The following is a 12,128-nucleotide window of genomic DNA, read 5'->3' as shown; positions in this document are numbered from 1 at the left end:
TGCGCCGGAGGCACCGCTGCGATCCTGATCGCGTGGGGCGGTGCATGATCGTGGACGACAACGAGCGATTCCTCGCGGTCGCCCGGGATCGGCTCACGCGCGACGGCCTCGACGTCGTCGGCACGGCCACCTCGCAGAAGGAAGCCCTCCAGATGGCGGAGGAGCTGCACCCGGACGTCGTACTCGTCGACATCAGCCTGGGCGCCGAGAGCGGCTTCGAGGTCACCCGCCGGCTCGTCGCGGACTTCCCGGATCTCGAGTCCCGCGTCGTCCTGATCTCTACCCGCGATCAGGACGACTTCGCCGATCTGATCGCGGCGAGCCCCGCGGCCGGCTTCCTCCCGAAGAACCTCCTCTCCGCGCGCGCCGTCTGCGACCTCGTGGCCGTCGGGGACTGCTAATCGTCGCTGCGACCCGATAGCGTCGTCGTCTGGGGAGCGGGGATGGCGATGGCAAACGCCCAGGTGGCACCCTGGCTTCGCCGCTGGGGCAGCGGGTTGCTCGCGGGTGCGGTGCTGGTTTCGGCCGCGTCCGGGGTGGTCGCGCTCCTCGAGCTCTACGTGCAGAATCTCGTTGGCCGCCCGCTGGTCTACCTGCTCGCCGTGCTGGCCGTCGCCACTTGGTGGGGAGCAGGCCCCGGTGTCGTCAGCGCGGTGGCGAGCGTCGCGGTGTTCACCGTCCTGTTCATCCCCCCGCGCGGGTCGTTTGCGCCCCGGGACCCGCGATACGGCGTCACGCTGGCGATCTTCCTGGTCACCGGGGTGGTCGTCGCGTGGCAGGCGGCCCGCTTGCGGCGGAACGAGCGCGAGTCCACGCGGCTGTCGCAGGAGCAGGCGGCGCTGCGCCGGGTGGCCACCCTCGTCGCGGGCGGCGCACAGCCGCGGGAGGTGTTCGCCGCGGTCAGCGATGAGATCGCCCGGCTCCTCGAACCCGACCTGACCACCCTGGTGCGGTTCGAGTCCGATGGCTCGGCGACGTTCCTCGCGGGTGGTGGGTGGCGGGGCCGGGGAATGAGCGTCGGCCGCACCATGCCCGTGCCCCGATCGCTCGAGCCGTTGCGGGACGGGTCCGTGGTGCGCATCGACGACCTGCGGCAACGCCGCGACATGTCCGAGACGGTCGAGAAGCAGGGGCTGCTGGGCGTCGTCGGCTGCCCGATCGTCGTCGAGGGACGCGTGTGGGGCGCATTCGGCGTGGGATCCCGCGCGGGCGGCCTCCCCGCCGCCACCGAGCAGCGGCTCGTCGACTTCACCGAGCTCATCGGCACCGCGATCGCGAACGCCGAGAGCCACGCCCACGTCACCCGACTGCTCGACGTGCAGACGGCGCTGCACCGGGTGGCCACGCTGGTCGCCGGTGAGGCCACCCCCGACGAGGTGGTGCCCGCCGTCACCGAGGAGATCCGGCTGGTCCTCGACGCCGAGGCCATGCTCGTCACTCGGCTCGATCCCGATGGGCTGTGCACGATCGTGGCCCAGCACGGCCCGCATCCGCCCGAGCTGCGGGTGGGCGAGCGCTGGCGGCCCGACAGCGGCCTTGCGATGGCGGAGGCGCTGCGGACGGGGCGGCCCGCCGTCCGGGAGGGCTACTCGGCACCGCCGCTCACCGGGTCGGGCGCCGAGATCATCCGTGCCATGGGCGTGCGGCATTCCATCGCGCTCCCGATCGTGGTCGACGGGGAGGTCTGGGGCTCCGTCGGCATCGCACGCATCCGCGACGAGCGATTCCCGCCCGACATCGCGCAACGCGTCACGGGGTTCGCCGAGCTGCTCTCCACCGCGGTCCGCAACACCGAGAACCGGGCCCAGACCAGCCGCCTGCTGGAGGAACAGGCCGCCCTGCGGCGGGTCGCCACCGTCGCCGCGCGGGGTGGAGCGCCCCGCGACGTGTTCGCGGCCGCCGCCGACGAGGTCGCCGGGTTGCTCGGGGTCGATGTGGCGTTCCTGGTCCGGGTGGACACCGCGACGATCGTGGCGGCCGCCGGCTGGCCCGATGCCCCGATCGGAGCGGTCGCCTCCAGGAATCCGATGCTGCGGGAGATCCTCGAACGGGGTGACGCTCTGCGGCTGGACGATCTCACCCGGCTGCCCGGGGGCGTTGACATCCTGCACGGCTCGGGCATCCGCGCGCTCGTCGCGACCCCGGTCATCGTGGAGGGGCGGCTCTGGGGGGTCCTCGGCGCCGGGTCGCGGAGCGGTCCGCTGCCGGCCGATGCGGAGCAGCGGCTCGTCCATTTCACCGAGCTCGTCGGCACCGCGATCGCCAACACCGAGAGCCGGTCGGAGATCCTCCGGCTGCTGGCGGAGCAGAGTGCGCTGGAACGGGTGGCCACGCTCGTCGCCACCGGGCCGTCCCCCACCGAGGTCTCCCGTGCGGTTGCCGAGGAGGTGCGCGAGCTGCTCGGGGTGGGGGACGCAGGCGTGTGCCGCTTCGAGCCGGACGGCACGGCCGTCCTGCTCGTCGGGGTCGGTGCCAACCTCGGCCAGTGGCCGCCAGGGATCGGCTGGCCGCTCGACGAGATCGACATCGGCTCGGAGGTGTGGCGCACCGGTCAGCCGGCTCGGTTCGATGCTGATCGGTGGGGGCGCGCCCGCGGTCCCGTCGCGGCGCGGCTGCGCCGGCTGGGCGTGCACTCGGTGGTGGCCAGCCCGGTGACGGTGGACGGGCGGCTCTGGGGGGCGGTGATGGCGTGGTCGAGCGGCACCTCGCTGCCGGCCGACACCGAGCAGCGGATGGCCCGCTTCACCGATCTCGTCGCGATGGCCATCGGCAACGCGGAGAACCAGGCGCAGCTGGCTGCGTCAAGGGTCCGGATCGTCACCGCATCGGACGAGGCCCGCAGGCGCATCGAGCGGGATCTGCACGACGGCGCGCAGCAGCGGATCGTCTCGCTCGGGCTCGAGCTGCGCCTCGCCCAGGCGGGTGTGCCCGACGGGATTCCCGAGGTACGGGCCGCCCTCGGCCGGATCGCCGATGACCTCGGCCATCTGTTGGACGAGCTTCGGGAGACCGCACGGGGGATCCACCCCGCGATGCTGTCCGAGGGCGGGCTGCAGCCGGCCCTGCGCACGTTGGCACGACGCGCGCCACTGCCCGTCGAGCTCGACCTCACGACGGACGCCCGATTCCCGGAGCCGGTCGAGGTGGCGGCGTACTACGTGGTGTCGGAGGCGTTGACCAACGCGGTGAAGCACGCCACGGCGTCACGCGTGGCCGTGTCCCTCGCAGAGCGCGATGGCACGCTGCAGCTGTCGGTGGACGACGACGGGGTGGGCGGCGCCGATCCCCATGGCGGGTCCGGCCTGATCGGCCTGCGGGACCGGGTGGAGGCGCTGGGCGGAACGATCGTGGTGGAGAGCCCGAAGGGCGCGGGGACGCGAGTGGCAGTCAGGCTGCCGGTGATGGACGGGACTGGTCCGGTCACCGCTTCTCGAGAAAGGTGAGCACCGCGAGCACCCTGCGGTGGTCGTCGTCGGTGTCGGAAAGGCCCAGCTTCGTGAGGATGCTGCGCACGTGCTTCTCGACGGTGCCCTCGGTGATCCACAACCGGCGCGCGATCCCGGCGTTGGAGCGCCCCTCCGCCATCAGGGAGAGCACGTCGCGCTCCCGCTCGCTGACCACCGCGAGTGGGTCGTTGCGCTTGCGGGCGGTGACCAGCTCCTGCACGAGCGCCGGGTCGACGACCGAACCGCCCCTCGCGATCCGTTCGAGCGTCTCGATGAACTCGGCCACGTCGCTGACGCGGCTCTTGAGCAGGTAGCCGATCCCCCGCCCGCTGGCCAGCAGCTCCATCGCATGGTCGACCTCCGCGTGCGCGGAGAGGACGAGGATGCCCATCTCCGGCCAGTCCCGGCGGATCTCCTTCGCAGCGTCCAGGCCTTCTGTGGTGTGCGCTGGCGGCATCCGGATGTCGACGATGACCAGGTCCGGCGTCATGTCACGCACCAGCTCCAGGAGTCGCGTCGCGTCCCCTGCCTGCCCCACGACTTCGAATCCGCTTCGCTCGAGCAGGCTGGAGAGCCCCTCCCGGAGCAGGACGTCGTCATCGGCAACGACAACCCGCACCGCGGTCATGCAGCGATTATCGGCGCACGGGCCGACACTGCCCACACTGAGGCTGAGCTGTGTCCAATTGGCGATCCTTCGCTCGTCCGTCCGCTATGCGACGGACGGCTGTTTCTGGTGCTCCCGTCGCGCGACGAGCGCGGTGAGGACCGCGGCCACGAGGCAGGCCGCCGCCCCGAGCGCGAGGCCCGCCCGCCCGCCGAAGTGCTGGCTGACGAAGCCCGCGATCGGGCCGCCGATGGGCGTGGAGCCGAGGAACGCCACGGCCCACAGCGCCATGACGCGCCCGCGCATGTGCGGGGCCGATGTGAGCTGGAGGGTGCTGTTGCCCGCCGACTGGAAGGCGACGCTGGCCGCCCCGACCATGCCCATCCCGAGCAGCGCGAAGCCGAGGGTGGGGGCGAGCGCCGTGGCGAGCATCGCCAGGCCGAACGCGGCAGCCGCCGCGGCGAGCGACCACAGCCCGGTGCGGCCCCACGCGGCCATGCAGAGGCCGCCGATCACGGCGCCCGCCCCCATCGCGGCAGTCAGGAAACCGTAGGTGCTGGCGTCGCCCGCGAACGTCTCGCTCGCGACGATCGGGAGCACCACCTGGAACTCGAAGGCGAGGCACCCGATCAGCGCCATCGTCAGTAGCGGCACGGCGAGCGCGGGCGTGCGACGGACGTAGTCGAAGCCCTCGCGAAGCTGGCCGGGCGCGCGGGGTGCCGGAGTCGTCGGAGTGAGGGCGGCGAGGTCGAGCCGCAGCAGGGAAGCGATGACCGCGGCGAAGCTGACCGCGTTGAGCAGGAAGCAGACGGCCATGCCGCCGGTGGCGATCACGATGCCCGCGAAGGCGGGCCCGACCGCACGGGCGACGTTCACGAGCACCGAGTTGAGGCTGACCGCGTTGCGCAGGTTGTCCGGGCCGACCAGCTCGAGCACGAACGTCTGGCGTGCCGGGGTCTCGACGCTGCTGACTGTCCCGAGGAGGAATGCGAGCACGTAGACCTGCCACAGCTGCACGGTGCCGGTGGCGGTCAGGACGCCCAGCACCAGGGCCAGCGCGCCCGCGCCGACCAGCAGGCCGATGAGCAACCGGCGCTTGTCCAGGCGATCGACGACCACGCCGGCGTACGGGCCGAACAGCAGGATGGGCAGCGTCTGCAGGGCGACGACCAGCCCCACCGCGGTGGCCGATCCGGTGAGCTCGAGGACCAGCCACGACTGGGCGATCGTCTGCATCCAGGTGCCCGTCATCGAGACGGCCTGGCCGCCGATGAAGCGGCGGTAGTTGGGGGTGGAGAGGGATGCGAACGTCTGGCGACGCAATGCGTCGAGGGGGGCGAGCGCGCGCTCGCCGATCACTGCCATGTGCCCTCCGTATATTTGCTTGCCAATAGGCAACTATACGCCTGTCCGTGGCCTCGTGCGCTTCTCCGGCCGGACGGGCCGATGACCCGCACGCGGGAGCCGGTGGCATCATGGCGCGGAGGCGCTGCCCGGGTTGTCGCCGATCAAGGGGCGGATGGTGGCCAAGCCATCGGCGGTCTCGTTCGGTGGTGGCCGTGCCCATGATCCGAAGTTTCGGTTGTCCATGGCTGTGCCGGCAGCCATGGACAACCTCTACTTGCGATCTTCGCTTCCATGATCCGAAGTTACGGGTGCTCATGGTCGTGCGGGCAGCCATGGGCACCCGGTAGTTTGGATCATGCCCGCCGCCGGGCGGCCCGGGCGCGATCGTGGCGGTCCATCGGGTCGGTCTGGTCAGCTGCCTGCCGGTGGGCGCGCCGTTCCCGGCCCGGGTCGCCCGGCGCCCGCCCCGTGATCCGGGCTTCGCGTGTGGTCCCGCCGGTTCGCCTCGACCCATTCACGTTGCGGGGGTGGCTGGGTTGGGTGCACTACCGTCCCCTGGGGTTGCGTGGGCGGCCGTCCCCGACGCGGGCACAGGCCCGTTCACGAGGAGACCGTCCTGCCGGGTGCCACGCGACTGGCTGTGGTCCCGACCCTCCACACCCCAGTGGCATTCCTGGGTGATCACGGCGAGACCACCTCAGGGACAGGGCCCCACGCGCAGGTTCATGATCAGCAGGATCGGGACACCAACTGCCGGGGTGCAGAACACCAGCTGCAGGAGGCAGTCCGGGTCCCGGTCCCGCTGATCACACCCCAGAATCCAGGGCCGGCCAGGGGGCGACGACGGGACCACAGCCAGTCAAGTGGCACCCAACCGCGGCGGTCTCGTCGAGAACGGGCGTGCCCCCGCGTCGGGGACGGCCGCCCGAGTAACCACATGATTCGGTAGTGCACCAACCCGGTCACCCTCGCAAGGCGACGCGGTCGAGGTGAACCGGTGCGAGCACGCCGGTAGCCGGGGGCGGGTGGGTGAGGCCCGCGGCTATCCGGGGCCGGGAACGGCGCGCCCATGAAAGCGTCGGGCACCCGGCCGCACCCCCGGGGGCTGGTTTCCGTAGAACGCACCGCGACCGAGGCGGGTGATCAGCGGCTCGGCGCGAAACCCGACGCCTCGCGTCGGGAAACGCGCCGACCTGACGATCACTGGCCCGCCGAGCCACCCAGCCCGGGCTCTGTGGAGCCCGGCGCGCTCGTTCTCGGGCGGCGCGCCCGGTCGACGGGGTGTCTCGGCCGCGACGGGCTGCGTCGACCGACACGGGGTGCGCCGGCAGCTCCGCCGTGCCGTGATGCGGCCTGAGCCCTGCGACCAGACCAATGATCACGAAGTCCGGCTGGCTCACCTAGCCGATCGTGGGCGCCGGCCCCGTGCTGCCCCGCACCACCAGATGGGTGGCCAGCTCCACGCGCGGCGGCGGGCCCGGCATGCCGTCGCCCGCGTCGAGCAGGAGCCGGACCGCTTCGGCGGCCATCCTTGCCAGTGGCTGGTGCACCGTGGTGAGCGGCGGGGTCGTCAGCTCGCTGAACGCGATGTCGTCGAAGCCGACGACGCTGAGGTCCTCCGGGATGCGCAGCCCGCGCGCGGCCGCCTCCTGGAAGACCCCGAACGCCTGCATGTCGGAGCCCGCGAAGATCGCCGTCGGCGGGTCGGGCATGTCGAGCACGATGCGGGCGCCGGCCTCCCCGCCGCTGATGCAGAAGTCGCTGAAGTGCACGAGCCGCTCGTCCACCGCGATCCCGGCCCTGCCGAGCCCGGCGCGGTAGCCCTCCACCCGTTCCCGGCTGCACGCCAGCTGTGGGGGCCCGGAGAGGGCGGCGATCCGGCGGTGGCCGAGCGCGACGAGGTGCTCGACGGCCGAGAGGCCGCCCGCCCAGTTCGTCGCGCCGACCGTGGCGTAGGACGGGTTGCCGCCGCCGACGGGGTCGAGCAGCACAACCGGCGTGTGCAGGGCCGCGAGCTGGTCGACGGTCTGCGGTGCCGCCTCGCTGACCACGAGGACGAGGCCGTCGGAGCGGCGGGTGGCCAGCCGGTCCAGCCAGCGCCGGTCGCCCGCGGGAGCCCTTTCGGTGGAGGTGAGGACGATCTGGCTGCCGACCTTGCGGGCCTCGGCCTCGGCGCCGCGCAGCACCTCGACGACCCACGGGGAGTCCAGACCCGGCACCGCCATGTCGATGAGGCCGACCGGGCGCTGCGCGCCCGACGAGCGGCGCTGGTACCCGCGGTCGGCCATGATCTGCTGAACCCGCTGCCGGGTGGCCTCCGCGACGTCGGCCCGGCCGTTGAGGACCTTCGACACGGTGGGCACCGACACACCTGCGGATGCGGCGATCTCGGCGATCGTCACGCGATGGCTCGGCATCCCGGTCCCTCCCCTGGCTTGACGCGCGGCGGGCCCGAACCTACCGTCAGCGCCGCGAATCGCAAGTGTCGGAAACTTTCGGTGTCCCGGAGGGAACGTGTCCATCAGTACAGAGGCCTCCCGGATCGCCGAGCTCATCGGGGACATGACCCTCGACGAGAAGCTCGCCCAGCTGGTCGGGCTCTGGGAGCGCCGCGGGGGGTCGGGCGACGGTGGCGACGTCGCCCCCATGCAGGACGCGATGCAGGCCGACGAGGTCGGTTTCCAGGCATTCGCGGCCCACGGCCTCGGCCAGCTCACCCGTCCGTTCGGCACGGCTCCCGTCGACCCCGTGGACGGAGCCAGGGCACTGGCGGGCAAGCAGCGGTGGCTGGTCGAGCACACCCGCCTCGGGATCCCCGCGCTCGTGCACGAGGAGTGCCTCACCGGGCTCGCCGCCTGGAAGGCGACCACGTTCCCAGCGCCGCTGTCCTGGGGTGCGAGCTTCGATCCCGCGCTCGTCGAGGAGATGGGCGCGGCGATCGGCGCGTCCATGCGCAGTCTCGGCGTGCACCAGGGGCTCGCCCCGGTGCTGGACGTCGTGCGTGACGCACGCTGGGGCCGCGTCGAGGAGTGCATCTCCGAGGACCCCTACGTCGTCGGCACGATCGCCACCGCCTACGTGCGCGGCGTGCAGTCCACAGGTGTCGTCGCGACGCTCAAGCACTTCGTCGGCTACTCGGCCTCTCGGGCAGGCCGCAACCTCGCCCCCGTGCACGCCGGGCCGCGGGAAGTGGCCGACGTGCTGCTGCCGCCGTTCGAGATGGCCGTACTCGACGGGGGCGTCGACTCGGTCATGAACTCGTACGCCGAGATCGACGGGCTGCCGGTGGCCGCGGACGCCGCCCTGCTGACCGGCGTGCTGCGGGACCGGTGGGGGTTCACCGGCACGGTGGTGGCCGACTACTTCTCCGTCGCGTTCCTGCACACCCTGCACAAGGTCGCCGCCGACCTCGGCGACGCGGCCGCGCAGGCCCTCGCCGCCGGCATCGACGTGGAGCTGCCCACCGGGAACGCCTACCTGGAGCCGCTGGCGGAGCGGGTGCGCTCCGGGGCGCTGCCGGAATCGGTCGTCGAGAGGGCACTGGAACGCGTGCTTCGCCAGAAGGCGCGGCTGGGCCTGCTCGACCGGCGGCCCGAGGACTACGCCGACGTGGGCGCCATCGACCTCGACCCACCCGAGCACCGCGCACTCGCCGCCCGGCTGGCCGAGGAGTCGGTCGTGCTGCTCTCCAACGACGGCACCCTGCCGCTCGCGGCGCCTGCCCGGGTGGCCGTCGTGGGCCCGAATGCCCACGACACCGCGGCGCTCTTCGGCTGCTACAGCTTTCTCAACCACGTGCTCTCGCTGCACGAGGGCGTCGAGCCGGGCCTGGAGATCGCGAGCGTGCTGGACGCGCTGCGCGCCGAACTGCCGGCAGCCGCGATCACGCATGCCATGGGCGCGGACGTCGACACCGACGACACCAGCGGCTTCGCCGAGGCGATCGCCGCGGCGCGGGAGGCAGAGCTGTGCGTCGCGGTCGTCGGCGACCGGGCTGGTCTCTTCGGCCGCGGCACCTCCGGCGAAGGCTGTGACGCCGACTCGCTCGACCTGCCCGGCGTGCAGCGCCGCCTCGTCGAGGCGCTGCTGGAGACCGGCACCCCGGTGGTGCTGGTGCTGCTCACCGGCCGCCCGTACACGCTGGACTGGGCGCTGGAGCGCTGCGCGGCCGTCGTGCAGGCGTTCTTTCCCGGCCAGGAGGGCGCTGCCGCCGTTGCCGGGGTGCTCTCGGGGCGGATCAACCCGTCGGGCCGGCTGCCGGTCAGCATGCCGCGCTCGGTCGGGGCCCAGCCCTACAGCTACCTGCACCCGCCGCTGGGCGGGGCGAGCTCGGTGAGCAACCTCGACACCGCCCCCGTCCGCCCCTTCGGGCACGGGCTGTCCTACACGACGTTCACCCACACCGATCTGCGGCTCGCGGGGCCGCGGGTGCCCACCGACGGCGCGATCGTGGCGAGCTGCCGCGTGACGAACACGGGGGATCACGCGGGCGCCGACGTCGTGCAGCTCTACGCCACCGACGTCGTCGCATCCGTGACCCGTCCCGTCGTGCAGCTCCTCGGCTACGCCCGGGTGCACCTCGAGCCGGGGCAGAGCGCCGACGTCGAGCTCGACGTGCCCACGCACCGACTCGCCTTCACCGACCGGCGCAATGTGCGGGTGGTCGAGCCGGGCACCGTGCGGCTGTTCGTCGGGCGCAGCTGTGTCGACCCGGTGCTCACGGCGGACGTGGAGCTGACGGGCCCGGTCCACGAGGTGTCGGTGGCGGACCGTCGGGTGGTGCGAGTGCAGGTCATCGGTGCATCGCGGTCCGAAGGGCGTTGATCCAGTGGGCCGTGGTCTCCTCGGCGAGGCGGGTGTGTGGCGCGAAGGCCTCGAAGAAATGCCAAGCGCCGGGGACGTGCTTGATCTCCACTGGTACGTCGGCCCGTGCAAGGCGCAGCGCGAAGCCGAGACCCTCGTCGCGGAGTGGGTCGAGCCCGCAGGTGAGCACGTAGGCGGCGGGCAACCCGGAGAGGTCGACGGCCCGGGCGGGTGCCGCGTAGGCGGGCACGTCCACCCCGCGGTCGGGGCCCAGGTAGGTGTCCCAGGTCAGGCGCAGTCCGTTGCCGTTGGTGATCCGGCGGTCCGTGACATTCCGAACGGACTCGGTGCCCCCGCGGTCGTCGAGCGCCGGGATGAGCAGGCACTGGTACGCGATCGCAGGGCCTTGCCGGTCGCGGGCCAGTAGGCACAACGCCGCGCTCAGGCATCCGCCGGCCGACGCCCCGGTGACGGCGATGCGGCCGGGATCGACGCCGAGGTCAGCCGCATTCGTGCTCATCCACTCCAAGGCGGCGTAGCAGTCCTCGAGGCCCGCTGGGAAGCGGTGCTCGGGGGCGAGCCGGTAGTGCACGTTCACCACGACGGCGCCCACCTCGGCGCACACGTCCTGCGCGATCCGGCTGGGCCCGTCGAGCTCTCCGTAGCTGAACCCGCCGCCGTGGATGTAGAGCACGCCGGGGAGCGTGCTGTCGCTCGTCAGGGGCCGCAGAACCTGGACTTCGATCCCTCGGCCGATGGTCCGGCGCTCGACGTCGACGTCGGTGCGCGGTGGGAGTCGCGCCATCAGGTCGCGGAACGCGGCCCGGGTCGCCTCGATGTCCGCGTAGGGGTTCTCCGGGCGGGGCGGCAGGCCTGCGAAGACGTCGGCCAGCTCGGGGTGCACGAACATTTCCCATCCTCTCACTGATACCGTCTCTACGCAACGAAGCTATGGTCTCGTTGAGACGGTGTCAATGGGAGGATTTGTCGTGGGCGACGAGCTGAGCCCCTCCGCGTACGTGGTACTCGGCCTGATCGCGCGCCACGGACCGATGACGCCGTACGAGCTGAAGGCGCGCGTGGATGAGAGCGTCGGCTACTACTGGCCGATCCCCCACGCGCAGCTGTACCGGGATCCGCCCCGCCTGGCCGAGCAAGGTCTGCTGGAGGAACGCGCCGAGGAACACGGCAGGCGACGCCGTGTCTTCCACGTGACGGAGGCCGGTCGCGAGGTGCTCGCCCGATGGCTCGCCGACCCGACCACACCTCCTCCTGAGACGCGGAACCCGTCGTTGCTCAAGCTCGCCTTCGTCGACCTCGGCCCAGCGGGCCAGGCGAGGGCCCTGGCCAGGACCCAGGCCGACCAGCATCGTGGCTGGCTCGAGACCTACCGGAAGCTCCGCGCCGAGATCAGCCCCGATGCCCCCGATGCCATGGCCCGCGGGCGCGTGCTCGACCTCGGCATCCGGCACGAACAGGGCTACGTCGAATTCTGGGAGACGCTGGCGAACGAACCGACAACCTGACGCTCGTCAGCGGGTGTGCGCCAGCTTCTCCGGGTTCGTCACCGAGTAGATCCCGGTGACCTCACCGCGCGCGAGGTGGCACTCATGCGGAAATGTCGAAGTAGTGCGGGCCGGCGGAAACGGTGAGGTGTACGGAGCGATTCCACCGGCCCGCCATTTCGGACTCACCGACCGTGGACGTATCGCGCCCGGGATGCGCGCCGATCTCGTGCTCGTCTCCGGCGACCCCACGACCGACATCCGAGCGACTGCCGCGATCGTCGACGTCTGGCGGCGCGGGGCGCGCCTCGAACGCCCGTGAGCGAGGCCGGGCTGCGTCACCTGAATGTCATCTAGGTGCCACGCCGATGCCATCCGGGATGCGCCGGTCGTACGCCGAAGGCGGCCAACATCATCACT

8 protein-coding genes are annotated in these 12,128 nt (G+C 72.2%); 4 read left to right on the top strand and 4 right to left on the bottom strand.

The window, feature by feature from the left end; all coding sequences use genetic code 11:
- Positions 1 to 44: 44 nt before the first annotated feature.
- Entirely contained in the window at positions 45 to 401 is a 357-nt protein-coding gene (locus K1T35_RS46025) for a response regulator transcription factor (protein ID WP_220257919.1), read from the top strand.
- Positions 402 to 443: 42 nt separating this feature from the next.
- On the top strand, positions 444 to 3,443 hold the full coding sequence (locus tag K1T35_RS46020) for a GAF domain-containing protein (RefSeq protein WP_220257918.1): 3,000 nt from the start codon (positions 444 to 446) through the stop codon (positions 3,441 to 3,443).
- Here K1T35_RS46020 and K1T35_RS46015 read toward each other — a convergent pair.
- The 3 genes from K1T35_RS46015 to K1T35_RS46005 form a co-directional block, all read right to left on the bottom strand.
- Complete coding sequence (locus tag K1T35_RS46015; protein ID WP_370645280.1) at positions 3,421 to 4,074, bottom strand: response regulator; 654 nt, start codon at positions 4,072 to 4,074, stop codon at positions 3,421 to 3,423. The genes K1T35_RS46020 and K1T35_RS46015 overlap by 23 nt on opposite strands.
- Positions 4,075 to 4,158: 84 nt before the next feature.
- Entirely contained in the window at positions 4,159 to 5,418 is a 1,260-nt protein-coding gene (locus K1T35_RS46010) for an MFS transporter (RefSeq protein WP_220257917.1), read from the bottom strand.
- Positions 5,419 to 6,800: 1,382 nt separating this feature from the next.
- Positions 6,801 to 7,817, bottom strand: coding sequence for a LacI family DNA-binding transcriptional regulator (locus tag K1T35_RS46005; RefSeq protein ID WP_220257916.1), 1,017 nt, complete (start codon positions 7,815 to 7,817; stop codon positions 6,801 to 6,803).
- Between the two features lie 97 nt (positions 7,818 to 7,914).
- Here K1T35_RS46005 and K1T35_RS46000 point away from each other — a divergent pair, with 97 nt between their 5' ends.
- Positions 7,915 to 10,224, top strand: coding sequence for a glycoside hydrolase family 3 N-terminal domain-containing protein (locus tag K1T35_RS46000; RefSeq protein ID WP_370645279.1), 2,310 nt, complete (start codon positions 7,915 to 7,917; stop codon positions 10,222 to 10,224).
- On the opposite strand, the gene K1T35_RS45995 is transcribed toward K1T35_RS46000, so the two are convergent.
- Positions 10,193 to 11,113, bottom strand: coding sequence for an alpha/beta hydrolase (locus tag K1T35_RS45995; protein ID WP_220257915.1), 921 nt, complete (start codon positions 11,111 to 11,113; stop codon positions 10,193 to 10,195). The genes K1T35_RS46000 and K1T35_RS45995 overlap by 32 nt on opposite strands.
- 79 nt (positions 11,114 to 11,192) lie before the next feature.
- Here K1T35_RS45995 and K1T35_RS45990 point away from each other — a divergent pair, with 79 nt between their 5' ends.
- Entirely contained in the window at positions 11,193 to 11,729 is a 537-nt protein-coding gene (locus K1T35_RS45990; RefSeq protein WP_220257914.1) for a PadR family transcriptional regulator, read from the top strand.
- Positions 11,730 to 12,128: the final 399 nt, after the last annotated feature.

The organism is Pseudonocardia sp. DSM 110487 (genome assembly GCF_019468565.1).
Classification (GTDB): Bacteria; Actinomycetota; Actinomycetes; order Mycobacteriales; family Pseudonocardiaceae; genus Pseudonocardia.
The sequence above is the reverse complement of the archived record's forward strand: the minus strand, read 5'-3'. Positions and strand labels throughout refer to the sequence as shown.

Coding starts and splice junctions, on each gene's coding strand:
- K1T35_RS46025 (WP_220257919.1), top strand. CDS start 45: ATGATCGTGGACGACAACGAGCGATTCCTCGCGGTCGCCCGGGATCGG.
- K1T35_RS46020 (WP_220257918.1), top strand. CDS start 444: ATGGCGATGGCAAACGCCCAGGTGGCACCCTGGCTTCGCCGCTGGGGC.
- K1T35_RS46015 (WP_370645280.1), bottom strand. CDS start 4,074: ATGACCGCGGTGCGGGTTGTCGTTGCCGATGACGACGTCCTGCTCCGG.
- K1T35_RS46010 (WP_220257917.1), bottom strand. CDS start 5,418: ATGGCAGTGATCGGCGAGCGCGCGCTCGCCCCCCTCGACGCATTGCGT.
- K1T35_RS46005 (WP_220257916.1), bottom strand. CDS start 7,817: ATGCCGAGCCATCGCGTGACGATCGCCGAGATCGCCGCATCCGCAGGT.
- K1T35_RS45995 (WP_220257915.1), bottom strand. CDS start 11,113: ATGTTCGTGCACCCCGAGCTGGCCGACGTCTTCGCAGGCCTGCCGCCC.